Source organism: Saccharopolyspora cebuensis (genome assembly GCF_039542665.1).
Lineage (GTDB): Bacteria > Actinomycetota > Actinomycetes > Mycobacteriales > Pseudonocardiaceae > Saccharopolyspora > Saccharopolyspora cebuensis.
Genome location: NZ_BAABII010000012.1, coordinates 166,124 through 183,727, shown reverse-complemented (window position 1 = coordinate 183,727; position 17,604 = coordinate 166,124). Strand labels below are relative to the sequence as shown.

At 71.8% G+C, this 17,604-nt stretch carries 21 protein-coding genes; 12 read left to right on the top strand and 9 right to left on the bottom strand.

What is annotated here, in order from left to right; all coding sequences use genetic code 11:
* Positions 1-1,455, bottom strand: a complete 1,455-nt coding sequence (locus ABD976_RS18210) for an MFS transporter (protein ID WP_345364712.1) — start codon at positions 1,453-1,455, stop codon at positions 1-3.
* A 70-nt stretch (positions 1,456-1,525) separates the two neighbouring features.
* Between ABD976_RS18210 and ABD976_RS18205 the strand changes: the two genes are divergently transcribed.
* Positions 1,526-2,083, top strand: coding sequence for a TetR/AcrR family transcriptional regulator (locus ABD976_RS18205; protein WP_345364710.1), 558 nt, complete (start codon positions 1,526-1,528; stop codon positions 2,081-2,083).
* Here ABD976_RS18205 and ABD976_RS18200 read toward each other — a convergent pair whose 3' ends face one another.
* From ABD976_RS18200 to ABD976_RS18190, 3 genes are all read right to left on the bottom strand, one after another.
* Entirely contained in the window at positions 2,084-2,272 is a 189-nt protein-coding gene (locus ABD976_RS18200) for a DUF397 domain-containing protein (protein WP_345364708.1), read from the bottom strand. It abuts the gene before it with no gap.
* Between the two features lie 134 nt (positions 2,273-2,406).
* Positions 2,407-2,604 (bottom strand): DUF397 domain-containing protein, encoded by a 198-nt coding sequence (locus ABD976_RS18195; RefSeq protein ID WP_345364705.1) that lies wholly within the window; start codon positions 2,602-2,604, stop codon positions 2,407-2,409.
* Positions 2,598-3,443, bottom strand: coding sequence for a helix-turn-helix domain-containing protein (locus tag ABD976_RS18190; protein ID WP_345364703.1), 846 nt, complete (start codon positions 3,441-3,443; stop codon positions 2,598-2,600). Before ABD976_RS18190 ends, ABD976_RS18195 begins: the two co-directional genes overlap by 7 nt.
* A gap of 148 nt (positions 3,444-3,591) precedes the next feature.
* Here ABD976_RS18190 and ABD976_RS18185 point away from each other — a divergent pair, with 148 nt between their 5' ends.
* The 6 genes from ABD976_RS18185 to ABD976_RS18160 all read left to right on the top strand — a co-directional run bounded on the left by ABD976_RS18185 (position 3,592) and on the right by ABD976_RS18160 (position 6,155).
* Entirely contained in the window at positions 3,592-3,819 is a 228-nt protein-coding gene (locus ABD976_RS18185; RefSeq protein WP_345364701.1) for an HC3 family zinc finger protein, read from the top strand.
* Entirely contained in the window at positions 3,816-4,025 is a 210-nt protein-coding gene (locus ABD976_RS18180; protein ID WP_345364699.1) for a hypothetical protein, read from the top strand. The genes ABD976_RS18185 and ABD976_RS18180 overlap by 4 nt, the downstream gene beginning before the upstream one ends.
* On the top strand, positions 4,022-4,309 hold the full coding sequence (locus ABD976_RS18175) for a hypothetical protein (protein WP_345364697.1): 288 nt from the start codon (positions 4,022-4,024) through the stop codon (positions 4,307-4,309). The genes ABD976_RS18180 and ABD976_RS18175 overlap by 4 nt, the downstream gene beginning before the upstream one ends.
* 172 nt (positions 4,310-4,481) lie before the next feature.
* Positions 4,482-5,231 carry a DddA-like double-stranded DNA deaminase toxin gene (locus tag ABD976_RS18170; protein ID WP_345364695.1) on the top strand — a complete coding sequence of 250 codons (750 nt, stop codon included), beginning with the start codon at positions 4,482-4,484 and terminating at the stop codon, positions 5,229-5,231.
* On the top strand, positions 5,228-5,668 hold the full coding sequence (locus ABD976_RS18165; RefSeq protein ID WP_345364693.1) for an Imm1 family immunity protein: 441 nt from the start codon (positions 5,228-5,230) through the stop codon (positions 5,666-5,668). Before ABD976_RS18170 ends, ABD976_RS18165 begins: the two co-directional genes overlap by 4 nt.
* A 49-nt stretch (positions 5,669-5,717) precedes the next feature.
* Complete coding sequence (locus ABD976_RS18160) at positions 5,718-6,155, top strand: Imm1 family immunity protein (protein WP_345364691.1); 438 nt, start codon at positions 5,718-5,720, stop codon at positions 6,153-6,155.
* Positions 6,156-6,158: 3 nt separating this feature from the next.
* Here ABD976_RS18160 and ABD976_RS18155 read toward each other — a convergent pair whose 3' ends face one another.
* On the bottom strand, positions 6,159-6,998 hold the full coding sequence (locus ABD976_RS18155; protein WP_345364689.1) for a sigma-70 family RNA polymerase sigma factor: 840 nt from the start codon (positions 6,996-6,998) through the stop codon (positions 6,159-6,161).
* Between the two features lie 126 nt (positions 6,999-7,124).
* On the opposite strand from ABD976_RS18155, the gene ABD976_RS18150 reads away from it, so the two are divergent.
* Positions 7,125-7,478 carry a DoxX family protein gene (locus ABD976_RS18150; protein ID WP_345364687.1) on the top strand — a complete coding sequence of 118 codons (354 nt, stop codon included), beginning with the start codon at positions 7,125-7,127 and terminating at the stop codon, positions 7,476-7,478.
* Positions 7,479-7,666: 188 nt separating this feature from the next.
* Here ABD976_RS18150 and aceA read toward each other — a convergent pair whose 3' ends face one another.
* Positions 7,667-8,977, bottom strand: a complete 1,311-nt coding sequence (aceA, locus tag ABD976_RS18145) for an isocitrate lyase (protein ID WP_345364685.1) — start codon at positions 8,975-8,977, stop codon at positions 7,667-7,669.
* Between the two features lie 117 nt (positions 8,978-9,094).
* On the opposite strand from aceA, the gene ABD976_RS18140 reads away from it, so the two are divergent.
* On the top strand, positions 9,095-10,561 hold the full coding sequence (locus ABD976_RS18140) for a helix-turn-helix domain-containing protein (protein WP_345364684.1): 1,467 nt from the start codon (positions 9,095-9,097) through the stop codon (positions 10,559-10,561).
* Between the two features lie 108 nt (positions 10,562-10,669).
* Here the strand turns inward: ABD976_RS18140 and ABD976_RS18135 are convergent, their stop codons facing one another.
* Together ABD976_RS18135 and ABD976_RS18130 are read right to left on the bottom strand one after the other, a co-directional pair.
* On the bottom strand, positions 10,670-11,542 hold the full coding sequence (locus ABD976_RS18135) for a LysR family transcriptional regulator (RefSeq protein ID WP_345364683.1): 873 nt from the start codon (positions 11,540-11,542) through the stop codon (positions 10,670-10,672).
* A 12-nt stretch (positions 11,543-11,554) separates the two neighbouring features.
* Positions 11,555-13,900, bottom strand: coding sequence for an arylsulfatase (locus ABD976_RS18130; RefSeq protein WP_345364681.1), 2,346 nt, complete (start codon positions 13,898-13,900; stop codon positions 11,555-11,557).
* A 233-nt stretch (positions 13,901-14,133) separates the two neighbouring features.
* Here ABD976_RS18130 and ABD976_RS18125 point away from each other — a divergent pair, with 233 nt between their 5' ends.
* Complete coding sequence (locus ABD976_RS18125; RefSeq protein WP_345364678.1) at positions 14,134-14,886, top strand: class I SAM-dependent methyltransferase; 753 nt, start codon at positions 14,134-14,136, stop codon at positions 14,884-14,886.
* Positions 14,887-14,928: 42 nt separating this feature from the next.
* Positions 14,929-16,362, top strand: coding sequence for a diguanylate cyclase domain-containing protein (locus ABD976_RS18120; protein ID WP_345364676.1), 1,434 nt, complete (start codon positions 14,929-14,931; stop codon positions 16,360-16,362).
* Positions 16,363-16,470: 108 nt separating this feature from the next.
* Here the strand turns inward: ABD976_RS18120 and ABD976_RS18115 are convergent, their stop codons facing one another.
* The gene (locus ABD976_RS18115; protein ID WP_345364674.1) at positions 16,471-17,013 is read right to left on the bottom strand and encodes a YceI family protein; all 543 of its coding nucleotides are present in this window, start codon (positions 17,011-17,013) and stop codon (positions 16,471-16,473) included.
* A gap of 115 nt (positions 17,014-17,128) precedes the next feature.
* Here ABD976_RS18115 and ABD976_RS18110 point away from each other — a divergent pair, with 115 nt between their 5' ends.
* Positions 17,129-17,593, top strand: a complete 465-nt coding sequence (locus tag ABD976_RS18110) for a MarR family winged helix-turn-helix transcriptional regulator (RefSeq protein WP_345364672.1) — start codon at positions 17,129-17,131, stop codon at positions 17,591-17,593.
* Positions 17,594-17,604: the final 11 nt, after the last annotated feature.

Sequence of the window (17,604 nt, the reverse complement as noted above, 5' to 3'; positions counted from 1 at the left end):
TCACCGCCCCGCGCGCAGCCCGAATCCGGTGATCACCGCCACCACCACGAGCACGGCGGCCCCGAGCAGCGCCGCCGCGTTGATCGCGCCGGTGTAGGCGTCGAAGGCCACCGCCAGCGCCGCGCTGTCCGGGGCCAGGTCCGCGACGGCCTCGGCGACGGTGCCGCCCGGGACGCCCTCGGCGCCCGCGCGGTAGACCGCCGCGGCGAGCGTGCCGAAGGTGGCGATGCCCAGCGCGGAGCCGAGTTCGGTGCTGGTCTCGGAGAGCCCGGCGGCGGCTCCGGCGCGATCGGCGGGCGCGGTCTCCAGCACCAGCGCGTTGGCGATCGTGCCGACCACGCCGACCCCGGCGGTCAGCAGCGCGTACCCGCCGATCAGCACGACCAGCGGGGTCCGCGGTTCGACCGCGGCCACCACGCCGAAGCCCACCGCGCCGAACAGCAGTCCGCCGACCAGCAGCAGCACCGGGCGGACCCGGCCGCCGAGCGCTCCGGCCAGCACGGCGCCGAGGAAGGTGCCCGCGAAGGCCGGCATCGCCCACAGCGCGGCGGCCAGCGGGCTCAGCCCGTGCACGGTTTGCAGGAAGGTGAAGGTCAGCAGCCCGAGTCCGCTGATGGCGAAGGAGACCACCACGTTGCCCGCGAGGGCGGCGCGGAAGGCGGGGAACCGCAGCAGCACCAGGTCGATCAGCGGGTGGGCGGCGCGGCGCTGGCGGCGCACGAACCCGGCCAGGGCGATGGCGCCGAGCAGCCCGGCGCCGAGGGCGAGCGGGCTGAGGCCGTGCTCGACCAGGTGCTTGGCGGCGAAGACCAGGGCCAGCACCGCGAGCAGCGAGGTCGCCGCCCCGGGCAGGTCGAAGCGCGCCGCCGACGGGTCGCGCGATTCCCGGACCAGCCACGGCACCGCGAGCAGCAGCAGGACCATCACCGGCACGTTGATCAGGAACACCGATCCCCACCAGAAGTGCTCCAGCAGCAGCCCGCCGAGGATCGGCCCGGCCGCCGCCCCGCCGCTGAAGGCCACCGTCCACGCCGCGATCGCGGTGCGGCGCTGCCCCTCGTCGACGAAGGTGCTGCGGACCAGGGAGAACGTGGAGGGCGCGAGGGTCGCGGCGCCGATGCCGAGCAGCGCCCGCCCGACGAGCAGCAGTTCGGCGGTGGGCGCGGCGGCGATGAGCAGCGAGGCCGCGCCGAACAGGGCCGAGCCGAGCAGCAGCAGCCGCTTGCGGCCGATCCGGTCGCCCAGGGAACCCATCGTGAGCAGCAGTCCGGCGAGCACGAACGTGTAGACGTCCATGATCCACAGCCATTGGGTCGGGCTCGGGTCGAGCGCCGCGCTGATCGCCGGGGCGGCGACGAACAGCACCGAGATGTCCATCGAGATGAGCAGGGCGGGCAGCAGCAGGAAGACCAGGCCGCACCAATCCCGCGTCGTGGCGCGGGTCGAGGTTCGCATGGTCTGGATCGTACGTGCGTTCAAACTCGTGTCAATACGGACGTCCGTGCAAACTGCTAGGCTGCGGATCATGAGCCAGCGCGAAGACCTCCTGGCCGGCGCGAAGCGCTGCCTGACCGAGAAGGGCTACGGCCGCACCACGGCACGCGACATCGCCGCCGCCTCCGGCACCCACCTCGGCGCCATCGGCTACCACTTCGGGTCCAAGGACAACCTGATGAACACCGCCGTGCTGGAGGCCACGAGCGAGTGGGGCGACCGCATGGAGGCCGCGGTGCGCGCCGCGCAGGCCGGTGATCCGGCCCGGCGGCTGGAGGTGTTCCTCACCGAGCTGTTCGCGGCGGTGCACCAGGAGCGCGACCTGCTGGTGGCCAGCATCCAGGCCTACTCGCAAGCCCACTTCGACGAGTCGATCCGCACCCGCATCGCCGCCGGGTTCGCCGAAGCCCGCACCGCGCTGGCCGCGATGGTCCTCGGCGCGGCGGAGGTCGACGAGGCCACCGCCGACGAGCTCGGCTCGCTGGTCTACGCCCTGGTCACCGGCTACCTCGTGCAGTCCCTCGCCGACCCGGACTTCAGCCCGCCCCCGGACCGCCTCGTCACCGCCCTGCACCGCCTCGCGAGCTGATCAGCGCTGGTAGCGCCCACCCCGGACGGCGGCGAGGAACGCCGCCCACTCCGGCGCGGTCGCCGTGAAGTACCCCGCCGCGCGGTCCTTCGAGTCCCGCACGGCGGCACCACCACCGATCCGACCGACCTCGACGCAGTTGTCGCCGCCGCTATAGCTCGACGTGCGCCAGCGAGTTACCTGGTTCACGGCGTCACCTCTTCCGGCTTCGATGCCCGAAACCTCAGCCAATCCGACAGTAGGGCGCCGCGAAACCGCCGTACGAAGGCAAACCGGGCCGTCCGACGCGTGAAGACGCCAGACGGCCCGGAACCAGCGGGAGTTCAGCCGTCGAAGCGACCACCCTTGACGGCGGACACGAACGCGGCCCACTGCGGCGCGCTAGCCGTGAAGAACCCCGCCACGCGGTCCTTCGTGTCACGGACAGCGGCACGGCCACCGATCCGGCCGACCTCGACGCAGTTGGTCCCTCCGCTGTAGCTCGATGTGCGCCAGTAGCGCGCGCCGTGCTGGGTCAGCATGATCTCTCCTTCGTCGCCAGAATTTCGGCGATGAGCTCGACAGATTCAGCCGGATCCATCGCCACGTCGCGGAGAGTGTCGACAGCTTCCCGGTACCGACTGACGGCCCTCGCGTCGGTGATCGTCGCAGACGTGTCGTAGTGCTCGAACTGCACAACCGGCTTGGTACGAGCGAATTCAATGAGCGCCCAAGCTCCGCTCAACGCAGGCCCGGCTGGTCGGTCGATGGGCAGTACGCGCATGTCGATGTTCGGAAAGCCACTGAACTGACGCAGTTGCCATAGCTGCTCGACCATCACATCGTTCGGGCACGGCGGATACCGGAGGGCGACTTCGCCTATGAAGGCGACGAGATTCTTGGGCGCGTTGCCGGACAGCACGTGTTGTCGGCCGATGCGCACGTGCGCTCTCTGATTCGCTTCGCCACGACTGGACGCACCGAAAGCAGTGATGATGTGCCGGGCATAGTCGTACGTCTGCAACAAGCCGGGCACCATCAGCGGTTCGACGTTGATGATGGTCTTAGCGGTCCGTTCGTACTCCGTCAGCACGGCCAGCTGCTTGTCCACTCCGGGTGCGACCCAGTTGGGATCCGCGGCATCCCGTGCGAGTTCGATCATCCGGTCGCGGTCAGCACCATTGACACCGAGCACCGCGAGGACAGTGGCCGTATCGGCCTCCGTCGGTATCAGTTGTCCGTTCTCCCATCGGGAGATGTGCGATCCGCTGCGTCCGACGGCATCAGCAAGTCGCCGCATCGACAGGCCGCGCCGCTCCCGCGCTTGCCGAAGCTCGGCCCCCAGAGCACGAGCGCGCGGGGTATCTGCGCTGCTGACCATGCCGTGATCCTATGCCGGAGCACATCAGCCTCGATGTCCACCCGATCGAGGACTTCTCAAAGTGTTGCCCACACCTCATGATCGTTGCACGCACCGTTGCACGCAACAAGTGAAGTTGTTGCGGATCTGATCAAACGAGGTGGCGACCATGATCTACCGACCGCATCCGTTCAGCTGGTTCCCGAGTGCCGAGGAGCGGCACGCGACCCCGTCGGAGGACTGGCGGCACGAGGACGCCGTCGCGTCGCTGTGCGGGCGCACGCTCGCGGGCGACGACTCCACCGTGGCGTGGTTGTGGCCCACCTGCGAGCCGTGCGACGTCGAGGCGCACCGCATCGCGGGCGTCCCGATGCACCGGAAGGCGGCGCCGCGATGACCGGGCTCGGCCCGCTGCTGCGGGACATGCGCCTGACCATGATCGCCGTGGGCTGCATGGCGCAGAACCTCGACGAGGGCTACCACCCGACGCCCGCCGAACTCGACGAGCTCGCCCGCGCCACCGCCCTGCTCACCGAACGGTTCCGCGACGCGGCGGGCACCTCCGCACCGCTGGTCGTCGACGCCCGGAGGACCGACCGGTGAACGCGCCCGGCTGGCTGCTCGCGGCGGGCCTGGTGCTCGCCCCGCTGGCCGCGCTCCTGGTGCGACGGCACCGCGCCCCGGGACGCCACCGCCTCGCCCCGCTGCCGGTCGAACCGCCGACCGCGCGACCGCCCCGCCGGGTGTCGTGGAGCGGCGACCTCGCCGACGCGCTCGCCGACGAACCCACCCGCGTCCTCCCCCGCCTCACCCCGCGACCGCCCACCTCGTACGCGCGCGACCCCGAGACGCTGCGCCGACTCCTCGACGGGCTGCGCGCCCTGTGAGACCCGGCCCGGCGCCGACCGCACCCGATGCTCGGCGCCGGACCGCGGCCGACCGGTGCCACCCGCGACCACCGGTCGGCCTTCCACTCCCCGTCGGCACCACTGGCGGTGCCGGGCGGAAGTGTCGGTGCGCTGGGCTTCACTGGGATCCGCACCGCACACAGGAGGTTCCATGTCAGCGGTCGAGGAGCTGGCCCGCGCGCTCTCGCACGTCGAGGCCACCCTCACCCGCGCCCGCGAATCGCTCGCCCTCGCCCAGGACCTGTGGGACGAACGGCACGCCGCCCTCGCCGTGCTCGACGGCACACACGATCCCGAAGCGCTCGACGCGATCCAGGCCCACACCGCAGCGGGCGAAGAGATGTTCCGCGGGTGGCAACTCCTCGCCCAGGTCATCGCCACCGTCAGCGCGTACCGGGAAACGCTCCTGGTCGTCCAGGCGGTCGACGACACCCCTCCCAGCGCACCACATCCGTCGACGACCGGTCGGATCCCGACCGACGCGGCCCGGGACCGGTCGTGGATCGACGGAGTCCGCTCCCGGCTCCCCGGCCGCGATGGAGGCAAAGGACAAACAACCGGACTCGCCTACGACCGAGACGGCAACGAGCAGCGGATTGTCAGCGGACGCGAGGAAGTCTCCGAGCGGGTACGGATCGCTCTCCACAATTCCACAGCGTTTCCGGAACCAAATCCACTCGGCGCTCCCGGCGTGTACACCCACGTCGAAGCGAAGTACGCCCAAATGATGCGGGACGCGGGGCAGACCTACGGCGTGGTCGTCCTGAACAATGACATGTGCTTCGGACCCCGGAACTGCGCAGCCGCCGCGCGCGCCCTCCTTCCCACCGGCGCCACGCTGCTGGTCTGGGAGCCGGGAGCCACGAAACCCATCGTGATCGAAGGACAGGCAAGACCATGACCACCACAGAAGCGCCTACCGTCATCACGGCGATCATCGGGCGGGAATTCCACTACGCCCGGACGTCGGCCGAGCTCGAAGCGGTGCTCGACCTGCTCCTCGTCGATGGCGAGTCGCAGGTGTTCCAGTGGGACAGGCCCTGCCGCCAGAGCAAGGACGGGGCGATCAACGAGTTCCCGGCGGACCGGCTGCGCCTGACGTGCCGCGACGGTTGGGGAGCGCTGAACTACATGAGCCCGGGCGCGCACGGCGACTTGGTCGATTCCCTCGGCGCGGAAGAAGCACCACCCGTGTTGCCGTTCGACGAGGAAGGCGACCTCTGGTTCCCCAGGTCCGCGTCCCTACCGCTGGCCGAGGTCCGGGAAGCCGTGGCGGAGTTCTGCCGCACCGGCCTCCGCCCCACCTGCGTGCGGTGGCAGCCCGGCCACTGGTACTGAGCGGAAGAAGGCGAAGGGACCGCCAGGCAGCCGTGTTCGAGGGGAAGGCATGACAGCGGTTCAGCAGTACGTCACCGCGGTGCTCGACGGCGAGCGCCGCCATGCTCCGGCCGACACCGCCGACGAGCTGATCGACACCGCGCTCGCGACCGAGCGGGAGCGCGGCGCTTTCCTGTACGTCGCGGCGTCGCCCTTCGACGGCGCGGTCGAACATCGGCCAGGACACCAGATGCGCGTCAACGTGGACGAAACCCGGCGCTGGGGCGCGATCTCCTACGTCGCGGAAGGGGTGCGGGGAGGTGCGTGGAACACGTGCAACCCGGCGCCACCGGCCGCGACGACCGTGTGGTTCGACGGCTCGACGCCCACGGCCTTCCCCCGCTCAGCGGTGTTGCCGCTGGCCGAGGTCCGGGAAGCCGTGGCGGAGTTCTGCCGCACCGGCCTCCGCCCCACCTGCGTGCGGTGGCAGCCCGGCCACTGGTACTAGGCGTCACGCCGCCGCCAGGACATCCGCCGCGCCGATGCGGGTGATGGTGATGCGGCTGATCCGGGTGCCGCGCGTGGCGACCTCGATGGCGGCGAGGGGATGACCGCCGGGCGCGATGACGTCGACCGCGCGCCCGTCGAGCCGCATCGGCGCGCTGGCGCGGATGCGGTCGGCGAACAGCCCGGTCTCCGCCGCGATCGCGACCGCGCCGGTCACCGTCGTCGCGGCGCCCGGCGGCAGCAGCGCGGCGTCGGCGGTGCGCACGCAGTCGGGGGCGAGCAGCGCGACCATCCGGTGCAGGTCCCCGCCCCGCGCGGCGCTGAGGAACGCCGCCACGACCTCGCGGTGCTGGGACGAAGCCCCCGGAACCTCCTCGCCTCCCCCGATCCGGGCGCGGGCCCGGCTGGCCAGCTTCTTCGCGTTGCCCGGCGTGGTGCCGAGGATGGCCGCGACCTGGCCGAACGGGACGGCGAACAGGTCGTGCAGCACGTAGGCGACGCGCTGGGCCGGGGGCAGCCGCGCGAGCAGCACGAGCAGCGCGCGGGACACGTCCTCGCGGCGGAGGAAGTCCTCGTCGGCGGCGAGCTGGGCGGCGGGGAGCTCCGCCGCGAGCGGCGCCACCTCGCCGCGCCGGCGGCGGGCGCGCAACTGGTCCAGGCACACCCGCGTCGTGATCGTGGTGAGCCACGCGTCCGGGTTGTCGAGGCCGTCGCGGGGCGCCGCCTGGGCGCGCAGCCACGTCGTCTGCACGGCGTCCTCGGCGTCGTGCGCGGAACCCAGCATCCGATGGGCGAGGGACAGCAACCTCGGCCGGGCGGCCTCGAACTCCTCGATCGATCCCACTGCGATGTCACCTTTCGCGTGCGCGAGACGTCAGGACGGTGGAGCGACCACGTCCACGCACCCGGAAGGCGACGTCATGAGCATACCGACCCGGAGCACCTCTCCCGGCGCGCGGCGAGGCCCCGCATGAGCGCGCTCGGCGTCGCGACGGCCGTCTGCATCGCCGCGAACCTGTTCATCGCGATCGCGGACCTCCGCCGGGCCGGGTTCGTGCTGGCGAACTCGGCCGAGGTGGGGCTCCGCCCGTCGGCGCTGCCGCACCTCGCCGCGCTCAAGGCGGCGGGCGCGATCGGCCTGGTCCTCGGCTTCGCCGGTCTGCCCTGGCTGGGCCTGGCCGCCGGGATCGGCCTGGTGCTGTTCTTCGTCGGCGCGGTCGGTGCGCACGTGCGGGCGCGGGTGTTCCACAACATCGGCTTCCCCGCGCTGTACCTCCTGCTCGCGCTGTGCGCCGCCGCGCACTTCGCCCTCGCGGTCAGCTGAGCGCGACGCCACCCACCCGTCAACGACGACGCCGAAAAGCGGGCGGGGACCCGACGCCTGGGTTCCCGCCCGCTTCCGCACCATCGCGATCTAACCGACACCCCGCCACAGGGCCGCATGGTGCGTTCGGGGTGGCCGACCCGATTTCCGGGGAGTCACGGGTCGACCACGGTCCTTGGGCTCGTCCATCAGAACTGCGCGGTCTCGGTCGAACCGGCCAGCGCGGTGGTCGAGGAGTTCGGGCTGACCGCCGTGCTGATCAGGTCGAAGTAGCCGGTCCCGGCCTCCCGCTGGTGGCGGGTCGCGGTGTAGCCGTCGGCCTCGGCGGCGAACTCCCGCTCCTGCAGCTCGACGTAGGACGTCATGCCGTCGGCGGCGTAGCCCTTGGCCAGGTCGAACATGCCGTAGTTCAGCGCGTGGAAACCGGCCAGCGTGATGAACTGGAACTTGTAGCCCATGTGCCCCAGCTCCCGCTGGAACTTGGCGATCGTGCTGTCGTCGAGGTTCTTGCGCCAGTTGAACGACGGCGAGCAGTTGTAGGCGAGCATCTGGTCCGGGTACTCGGCCTTGACCGCCTCGGCGAACCGGCGCGCCACGTCCAGGTCCGGCGTGGAGGTCTCCATCCAGATCAGGTCGGAGTGCGGCGCGTAGGCCAGCGCGCGGGTGATGCACGGCTCGATCCCGTTGCGCACCTTGAAGAAGCCCTCCGGGGTGCGCTCCCCGGTCAGGTACTGCTGGTCGCGCTCGTCGACGTCGCTGGTCAGCAGCGTCGCGGCCTGCGCGTCGGTGCGGGCGATCACCAGCGACGGCGTCCCGGCGACGTCGGCGGCCAGCCGCGCGGCGTTGAGCGTCTTGACGTGCTGGCTGGTCGGGATGAGCACCTTGCCGCCGAGGTGGCCGCACTTCTTCTCGGAGGCGAGCTGGTCCTCCCAGTGCACCCCGGCCGCGCCGGCCGCGATCATGCCCTTCATCAGCTCGTAGGCGTTGAGCACACCGCCGAAACCGGCCTCGGCGTCGGCGACGATCGGGGCCATCCAGTGCAGCGGCTCGGTCGAGGTCTCCTCGGTCTCCGGGTCCAGCGCCTCGGACCAGGTGATCTGGTCGGCGCGCTGGAGGGCGTTGTTGATCCGCCGGACCACCGACGGGACCGAGTTGGCCGGGTAGAGGCTCTGGTCCGGGTAGGTCTCACCGGCGAGGTTGGCGTCGGCGGCGACCTGCCAGCCGGACAGGTAGATCGCCTGGAGCCCGGCCCGCACCTGCTGGACTGCCTGGTTGCCGGTCAGCGCACCCAGCGAGTTGACGTAGTCCCGCTCGTGCAGCAGCGCCCACAGCCGCTCGGCGCCCTGCCGGGCGAAGGTGTGCTCCTCCTGCACGGAGCCGCGGAGTCGGACGACGTCCTCGGCGGTGTGGGTGCGCTCGATGCCCTGCCACCGCGGGTTGGTGTCCCAGTCCCGCTGGAGTTCCTCGGCGGCCTTCTTCGCCTGCTCGCGGATGCCCATGACGTTCACCTTTCCGGATCTCTCGCGGCTCGATGAATCCAGTCTTGCCCGGCGTCCAGCGAATCGGGAGAAGATTTCACGCTTAATTTCGGCGATTTTTCTGCTAGCATCAACGCCATGACGGGGTTCGTCGATGAAGAAGACCGAAGTTTTTCCACCGAACACGACCTTCTGGTCTTCGGTCAGCGGCTGCGCCACTTGCGCCGCTCCGCCGGGCTGACCTTGGTCGAGCTCGGTGAGCGGGTCGGGCGCGCGCCGTCCCAGCTCTCGCTGCTGGAGAACGGCCACCGCGAGCCGAAGCTGTCGCTGCTGCGCTCGCTGGCCGAAGCGCTGGGCACCTCCGTCGACGAACTGCTGTCCAAGAAGCCGCCGAACCGCCGGGCCGAGCTGGAGATCGCCGTGGAGCGCGCCCAGCTCGACCCGATCTACCAGCGGCTGTCGCTCCCGCCGCTCAAGGTCGGCAAGCGGGTGCCCACCGAGGCGCTGGAACACGTGCTGGCGCTCTACGAGGAGCTCAAGCGGCGCGAGACCAAGCAGGTCGCCACCCCGGAGGAGGCCCGCAAGGCCAACGCCGAGCTGCGCGGCACCATGCGCGAGCACGGCAACTACTTCCCGGAGATCGAGAAGTCCGCCGCGAACCTGCTGGAGCGGATCGGCTACCAGGGCGGGGCGCTGTCGGAAGGGCTGATCCAGTCCCTGTCCAGCCACCTCGGCTACGGCCTGCGGTTCGTCACCGACCTGCCGCGCTCGGTGCGCTCGGTGACCGACATGAAGAACCACCGGATCTTCCTGCGCCGGGAATCGCTCGGGATGCACAGCCCGCGCACCATCCTGCTCCAGACCCTCGGACACCTCACCCTCGGCCACGGCCAGCCGCGCGACTTCGCCGACTTCCTCCGCCAGCGGGTCGAGGCGAACTACTTCGCCGCCGCCGTGCTGGTGCCCGAGCAGACCGCGGTGCCGTTCCTGCGCAAGGCCAAGGAGGACCGGGACCTGGCCGTGGAGGACCTCCGCGACGTGTTCTCGGTGTCCTACGAGATGGCCGCGCACCGGTTCACCAACCTGGCCAGCCAGTACCTCGACCTGGTCTGCCACTTCGTGCGCAACGACGAGACCGGGATCATCTACAAGGCCTACGAGAACGACGGGCTGGTGTTCCCCAGCGACGCCACCGGCGCCATCGAGGGCCAGCGGATGTGCCGGTACTGGGCGGGCCGGCAGGTCTTCGCCGCCGCGGACCGCTACTCGACGTACTACCAGTACACCGACAAGCCCGGCGCGACCCACTGGTGCGTCGCGCACGTCGACACCAGCCGGGCCCGCGACTTCGCCATCACCCTCGGCGTCCCCTACGCCGAATCGCGCTGGTTCCGGGGCCGCGACACCACCAACCACGCCAAGTCCGGCTGCCCGCACGGCGAGTGCTGCCAACGCCCGCCCGCCGAGCTGGCCAGCCGCTGGGAGGGCATGGTCTGGCCCTCGGCCCGCGCCCACTCGCACGTCCTCTCGGCGCTGCCCTCGGACACCTTCCCCGGCGTCGACGAAGCCGACGTCTACGCCTTCGTCGAAGCCCACCAGGACTGAGCCCGCACCCGTTCGTCACCCGTTCGGGACATGAGTGAGGGGCACCCTTGCCCCAGTAACTTGGTCAAGGGTGCCCCTCACTCAGCGCACTTCCGGGTGGGGCCGGGGTCAGCGGTGGTCGGCCAGGCGCTCGGCGAGGCGGACGAACTCGGCCGCCGCCGGGGAGAGCGGGCCGGGGCGCCAGAACAGCACGCCGCGGCGCACCACGCGGGGGCGCAGCGGGCGGACCGCCGCTCCGCGCGCGGCGGCGTCCTCGGCCATCGCGCGGGGCAGCAACGTCGCCCCCGCCCCGGCGAGCACCAGCGGCACCACCATCGCCTGGTGCGCGGTCTCCACCGCCACCGACGGATCGCCCACGACGTCCTCGATGACCGCGCGGGTCGCGGTGCCGCGCGGCGTCGTCACCCAGTCCAGGGTGCTCAGATCGGACACGCCGAGGCGAGCCCGGTCGGACGCGCCGTCCGGCGGGAGCACCGCGAACACCTCCCGGCCGCGCAGCACCAGACCGGACAGCTCGCCCACCGCGTCCTCCGCGGCGTCGACCATGCCGAGCTCGCACTCCCCCGCCCGCACCGCCGAGGTCACGTCCGAACCGAGCTCCGGGTCCGAGATCCGCACCGCCACCCCCGGGTGCTCACCGAGGAACAGCCCGACCAGCTCCGCGAGCGGGTCCACCGCCAACGTCGTCTGCGCCACCACGTCGAGCCGACCGGACGAGAGCCCGAGCACCCGGCGCACCGAATCCGTGGCGGTGGACAGGTCGCGCAGCACCTGCCGGGCCGGGGCCAGCAGCGCCTCCCCGGCCGCGGTGAGCACCACGCCGTGCGGCAACCGCTGGAACACCCGCCCGCCCAGCTCCGTTTCCAGGCTCCGGATGGCGTGCGACAGCGACGGCTGCGCCACGTGCAGCGCCTGCGCGGCGGCGGTGAAGCTGCCGTGCTCGGCGATGGCCAGGAAGTACTCCAGCTCCCGGCGCTCCATCCGGCCTCCGGATCACTCGTGCGCCGCGGCGAAGCGCCGCTGCGCCGCCACGTCGCTGTGCCCGTCGTCGCCGAGGTCCACCCGCAGCTCCACCAGCCCGCCGGAGAAGCGGTTGTCGACGACCGGGTAATCGTCGGTCACCGGGCTGGCGCGGTCCACTCCGATGTCGAAGGTCTCGTCGAAGGCGAAGTAGTACGGGATGGTGGCCTCGACCCGGCCATCGGCGACCTGCTCGTCGTCGACCACCAGCGCCACCGAACCGCCCCGGCCGACCCCGCCGCCGTCGTAGTCGAACGCCATCCGGACGGTGTGCTCGCCGGGCGCCAGCGGCTCCGGCGCCCGGATCGTGGTCACCTCGCTGCCGAAGTGGTTGTAGGCGTAGCTCGGCCGCCCCTCGTGCAGGTAGAACGACCAGCCGCCGAACCGGCCGCCCTGGGCGACCAGCACCCCTTCGGCGCCGCCCTCGGGGATCCGCACCCGCGCGGTCACCGCGTGCGAGCGGTTCTTGACGTTCGGGGCGGTCTCCTCGGTGAGCCGCTTGGCACCGGCGTGGAAGCTGACCGACCGGCGGTCGCCCATCAGGTCCAGCCGCCCGGCTTCGCGCGGGTTCTCCCGCTCGGTCATCCGGTCGTCCAGCGGCAGCACCCCGTACCGGGCGGCCTCGGCCAGGAACAGGTCCTGGAGCTCGCGCAGCTTCCGCGGGTGCTCGGCGGCCAGGTCGTGCGACTGCGTCCAGTCGGTGCGGGTGTCGTAGAGCTCCCAGACGTCGTCGTCGAAGGAGCGGCGCCCGCCGTCCTGCACCATCACCCACGGCGTGCCGTGCCGGGTGACGGCCATCCAGCCGTCCCGGTAGATCCCCCGGTTGCCGACCATCTCGAAGTACTGCACCCGGTGCCGGTCCGGCGCCTCGGCGTCGTTGAAGCTGTAGAGCATGCTGGTGCCCTCGATGGGCTGCTGCGGGATGCCGTCCACCTCGACCGGGTGCGGCAGGCCCGCCGCCTCCAGGATCGTCGGCACGACGTCGATGACGTGGTGGAACTGGTCGCGCCGCCCGCCGCGCTCGGTGATGCCGGCCGGCCAGTGCACGATCATCCCGTCGCGGATGCCGCCGAAGTGCGAGGCGACCTGCTTGGTCCACTGGTACGGCGTGTTCATCGCCAGCGCCCAGCCCACCGGGTAGTGCGCGTGCGTGGTCGCGTCGCCCAGCGCCGCGTCGTGGGAGTTGATGAACTCCGCGCTGTCCGGGATGCCGCTGGCGAAGCGGTGCTCGTTGAGGGTGCCGCCGAGCCCACCCTCGGCGGAGGCGCCGTTGTCGCCGAGGATGTAGACGAACAGCGTGTTGTCCAGCTCGCCGAGCTCCTCCAGCGCGTCCACGAACCGGCCGACCTGGTCGTCGGTGTGCTCGGCGAACCCGGCGTAGAGCTCCATGAGCGACGCCGCCGCGCGCTGCTCCTCGGCGGAGAGCTCGTCCCAGTGCGGCACGCCCTCCGCCCACGGCGCCAGCTCCGCGTCCGGCGGCACGACGCCGAGCTCCTTCTGCCGCTGCAAGGTGATCTCGCGCTGGCGGTCCCAGCCGTGGTCGAAGGCGCCCCGGTACTTCTCCCGGTATTCGGCCGGCACGTGGTACGGCGCGTGGGTCGCCCCGAAGGGCAGGTAGGTGAAGAACGGGTTGTCCGGCTTGAGCGAGCGCTGGTCGCGCACCCAGTCGATCGCCTGGTCCACCAGGTCCTCGGACAGGTGGTAGCCGTCCTCCGGCCGCCGGTCCGGTTCCACCGGCGTGGTGCCGTCGAACAGCACCGGGTACCAGTGGTTCATCTCCGCGCAGAGGAAGCCGTAGAACTTGTCGAAGCCCTCGCCGGTGGGCCACCGGTCGAACGGCCCGGCCGCGCTGACGTCGCGGGCTGGGGTCTGGTGCCACTTGCCGAACGCCGCGGTGCTGTAGCCGTTGCCCTGCAGGAGCTGGCCGATGGTGGCGGCGCTGCGCGGCCGGATGCCGCAGTAGCCGGGGGCGGCGCTGGCCATCTCGGTGGTCACGCCCATCCCGACGGAGTGGTGGTTGCGCCCGGTCAGCAGCGCCTGCCGGGTCGGCGAGCAGATCGCGGTGACGTGGAAGCGGTTGTAGCGCAACCCGCCGTCGGCCAACCGGTCCGCGGTGGGCATCCGGCACGGACCGCCGAACGCGCTCGGCGCGCCGAAGCCCATGTCGTCCAGCAGCACCACGACGACGTTGGGCGCCCCGGCCGGCGCGCGCAGCGGCTGCCTCGGGGCGAACGGCGGGTCCTGGTCCCGGACGTCGCCGGCCGTCGCGGTGGGGCGCTGTGGATCCGGGATGGGCAACCGCTCGCGGGACACGTTCACTGTCGACCTCCTGCACCCGCGCGAACGCGGAAAGGGCTGGTGCGCCGAGGACTTTCCCAGAGCGCCGCGGCGGTCACCAAACGTCCCGACGGCGCCCGGCAGCGCCGCACGTCACATCCGGCCGGTGCCGCCGCAGGTCAGCGGATCGCGATCGACCCGGAGACCGGTTCTCGATCCACGCCATAAACGGCGGCTATGGACGGGTCGGCGGCCGACGGGTGACGATGGCGTGCGTGGTGACGTCGTGGGACGACCCGGAGGTCGCGGAGGCGTTCGGCGAGTTCGACCCGACCCTGTGGTGGGTGGCCGGGTACGGGCACCTGCCCGCGGCCCTGGGACCGGCGACCTCGGTGCTCGACGTCGGCTGCGGGACCGGCGACATCACCCGGTGGCTCGCCGACGTCGTGGGAGCGCGCTGCCGCGGGGTCGACACCTCCGCGGCCATGATCGAACGGGCCCGCCGCGCCGAGCCCCCGGGCGTCCGGTTCGACCTGATCGAGCCGGGGCGGCTCGACCCGGTGCCCGACGGATCGGTCGACGCCGCGCTCGCCGCGTTCGTGTTCGTCTGCGAACCCGACCTCGCGGTGCTGCGGCGGACCGCGGCCGAGGTGTTCCGGGTGCTGCGCCCCGGCGGCCGGTGGGTCGTCCTGGACTCCAACCCGGAGACCACCGGGGTGGACTTCGACGGGTTGCGGCAGGGCGAACCGGGGGTCGACTACACCGCGGGCCGGCCGATGCCGGTGGACATGCCGCGGCGGGACGGCACCGCGGCGCGCATCTGGGACGTCTTCTGGCCGACCCGGACCTACCGCGAGCTGCTCGACGGGGCGGGGTTCACGGGAGTGGCGGTGCGGGCACCGGTGCCCGCCGAGGACCTGCCGCCGCAGGCGCTGCTACCGCCACCGGTCGCCGCCCGGGCGTGGCGGGTGCGCCACCACCGGCGGGCACCGTTCATCCTGGTGAGCGGCACGCGACCCACCGGCTGATTGCCGGGCCCCGGCACCCGCCCTGTGGCACGGTTCTCGGCTATGACCAGTGCGCGTACCGACGGGGCGCGATGGTGGCCGGTGGTGGTCATCGGCGTGGTCGGGGTGGCGATCGCGGTGGTGGCCTCGGGGCGCCTCCAGCCACCGGCGGTGTGGCTGGTGGCCGATGCGATCGGGCTGGTGGCCGCGGTGGCCGCCGGGACGGCGTTCGCGATCACCGCGTTCCGCCGGCCGGGACGGCAGCTCTGGCGGCTGACGATGGCGGTGGCCGTGCTCGGCTGGGCCACCGGGCAGGCGATCTGGACCTGGCACCGGGTCATCGACCTGCGGCCGATGACCTTCCCGGACATCGAGAACATCTTCTTCTTCATGCTGCCGGTCGGGGTGCTGGCCGCCTTCGTCCACATCGCGCGCACCGAGCGCTCCGGGCGGCGCGGGTACGACCGCGCCGCTCCCCTGCCGGTGCTCGTGCTGGACTGCCTCATCATCATCGGCGGGCTGGCCGCGCTGCTGTGGGAGACCACCTACGGCGCGACCACCCACACCGCGACGACCTCGCCGGGCCACGAGGCGTTGACCATGTTCTACACGATCACCGACCTGGTGCTGATCCTGCTCGCCATGCTGGTGGCGATCACCCTGCACAGCCTGTGGCAGGAGCGGCTGGCCTGGATCATCGGCGGACTGCTGGCCATCGCCTGCTCCGACGCCGGCTACGCCTACATGATCAGCGCCGGGATCCCGGCGCCCCCGGCCACCGACGCCGGGTACATGCTGGGGCCCGCGCTGCTGTTCATCGGCGCGACCGTCCCGGAGCGGTCGGGCCGCCAGCGGCGGACTCCGGCGCTGCTGTCCCTGCCCTACCTCCCGCTGGCCGCGGTCTGCGGGATCGTGCTGCTGCACGCGGGCGCCTGCCGACCAGCCGAGATCTACTTCCTGGTCGGCATCGTCATCCTCGTCGTGGTCCGGCAGCTGCTCACCCTGCGCGAGCTCTACGACGCCCACGACCGCCTCAGCCACCAGGCCACCCACGACCCGCTGACCGGGGTGGGCAATCGCGCGCTGCTCACCGACCGCCTCACCGCCGCCCAGGCGATGCCCCGGGCCCGGGCGCTGCTGTACTGCGACATCAACGAGTTCAAAGCGATCAACGACGAGCACGGCCACCCCGCCGGGGACGAACTGCTGCGGATCACGGCCCAGCGGTTGCTCGACGTCGTCCGCGCCACCGACACCGTGGCCCGCATCGGCGGCGACGAGTTCGTCGTCCTGCTCGACCCGGCGCCGACCGAGCACCGGCCGCTGATCGACCGCATCGCCCATCGCCTGGCCCAACCGGTGCCCTTGCGCACCGGCGCGGTGCGCATCACCGTCAGCATCGGCTACCACCCGCTGCCCCCGGACACCGATCCGGAGCAGGCCCTCGCCCACGCCGACGCCGCGATGTACCGGGCGAAGCGCGACGACACCGGTTGAGCGGCGCGCCGCCGCGGGTGCTCAGCGGCCTTCCCGCGCGGAGGGCCCGGCGCCGTGCCGGGTGGCGCCCGCACCGGGACGGCCGCTGAGGTTCCGCCGCACCGCCCCTCAGGACTGCTTGACGGCCGAGACTTCCAGCTCCAGCGTGACCTTCTCGCCGACCAGCACGCCGCCGGTCTCCAGGGCCGCGTTCCAGGTGAGCCCGAAGTCCTTGCGGTTGATCACCACCGAGCCCTCCAGCCCGATCCGGACGTTGCCGAACGGGTCCTGGGCCTGGCCCTCGTAGCTGAACGGCACTGTGACCGAGCGGGTGACGCCCTTGATGGTCAGGTCGCCGGTGACGTCGTAGGAATTGTCGCCGGTCTGCTCGATCGCCGTCGAGGTGAAGGTGATCTCCGGGTACTCGGCGGCATCCAGGAAGTCGTTGGTGCGCAGGTGGCCGTCGCGGTCGGCGTTGCGCGTGTCGATGCTGTCGACCTTGATGCGCAGGGCGACCGAGGACGCGGACGGGTTGGCGCCGTCGACGGTCGCGGTGCCCTCGAAGTCGTTGAACGCACCGCGCACCTTGGTGACCATCGCGTGCCGCGTGACGAAGCCGATGCGGGTGTGGGTCGGGTCGAGCGCGTACTGCCCGGTGAGCTGCTCGGTCATGGCGCACCTCCAAGTAGTTGACGTGTCACCAACAAAGGTGCCACGAGTTAGTAGACGCGTCAACCAATCGCTCCTGTGCGGCGGAGCACCAGCGACGAGCCCATACGATGGAGGCATGACGGGGACCCGGTGGCTCGACGAGCACGAGCAACGCACGTGGCGCGCCTACCTGGCGATGAACGCCCGGCTCAACGCGCGGCTGCACCGCCAGCTCCAAGCCGACTCCGGGTTGTCCCTCGCCGACTTCGACGTGCTGGTGCAGCTCACCGACCGGCCGGACGGGCGGGCCCGCATCTCCGAACTGGCCGGTGCGATGCAGTGGGAGAAGAGCCGCCTGTCGCACCACCTCGGGCGGATGCTGCGGCGCGGCCTCATCGCGCGCGAGGAATGCCCCGAGGACGCGCGCGGGGCCTTCGCCGTGGTCACCGAGCAGGGCCGGGACGCCATCGAGCAGGCCGCGCCCCGGCACGTCGAGACGGTCCGGGAACTGCTCTTCGACCAGCTCGACACCGACCAGGTCGACGCCCTGGGCACGATCGCCGACGCCGTTCTCGACCGCCTCGACGACCCGCGCGCCTAGGACCGCGGGCA

Coding starts and splice junctions, on each gene's coding strand:
- ABD976_RS18115 (WP_345364674.1), bottom strand. CDS start 17,013: ATGACCGAGCAGCTCACCGGGCAGTACGCGCTCGACCCGACCCACACC.
- ABD976_RS18210 (WP_345364712.1), bottom strand. CDS start 1,455: ATGCGAACCTCGACCCGCGCCACGACGCGGGATTGGTGCGGCCTGGTC.
- ABD976_RS18135 (WP_345364683.1), bottom strand. CDS start 11,542: ATGGAGCGCCGGGAGCTGGAGTACTTCCTGGCCATCGCCGAGCACGGC.
- ABD976_RS18165 (WP_345364693.1), top strand. CDS start 5,228: ATGACCACCACAGAAGCGCCTACCGTCATCACGGCGATCATCGGGCGG.
- ABD976_RS18195 (WP_345364705.1), bottom strand. CDS start 2,604: ATGCTGACCCAGCACGGCGCGCGCTACTGGCGCACATCGAGCTACAGC.
- ABD976_RS18205 (WP_345364710.1), top strand. CDS start 1,526: ATGAGCCAGCGCGAAGACCTCCTGGCCGGCGCGAAGCGCTGCCTGACC.
- ABD976_RS18185 (WP_345364701.1), top strand. CDS start 3,592: ATGATCTACCGACCGCATCCGTTCAGCTGGTTCCCGAGTGCCGAGGAG.
- ABD976_RS18180 (WP_345364699.1), top strand. CDS start 3,816: ATGACCGGGCTCGGCCCGCTGCTGCGGGACATGCGCCTGACCATGATC.
- ABD976_RS18120 (WP_345364676.1), top strand. CDS start 14,929: ATGACCAGTGCGCGTACCGACGGGGCGCGATGGTGGCCGGTGGTGGTC.
- ABD976_RS18160 (WP_345364691.1), top strand. CDS start 5,718: ATGACAGCGGTTCAGCAGTACGTCACCGCGGTGCTCGACGGCGAGCGC.
- ABD976_RS18150 (WP_345364687.1), top strand. CDS start 7,125: ATGAGCGCGCTCGGCGTCGCGACGGCCGTCTGCATCGCCGCGAACCTG.
- ABD976_RS18110 (WP_345364672.1), top strand. CDS start 17,129: ATGACGGGGACCCGGTGGCTCGACGAGCACGAGCAACGCACGTGGCGC.
- aceA (WP_345364685.1), bottom strand. CDS start 8,977: ATGGGCATCCGCGAGCAGGCGAAGAAGGCCGCCGAGGAACTCCAGCGG.
- ABD976_RS18140 (WP_345364684.1), top strand. CDS start 9,095: ATGACGGGGTTCGTCGATGAAGAAGACCGAAGTTTTTCCACCGAACAC.
- ABD976_RS18190 (WP_345364703.1), bottom strand. CDS start 3,443: ATGGTCAGCAGCGCAGATACCCCGCGCGCTCGTGCTCTGGGGGCCGAG.
- ABD976_RS18170 (WP_345364695.1), top strand. CDS start 4,482: ATGTCAGCGGTCGAGGAGCTGGCCCGCGCGCTCTCGCACGTCGAGGCC.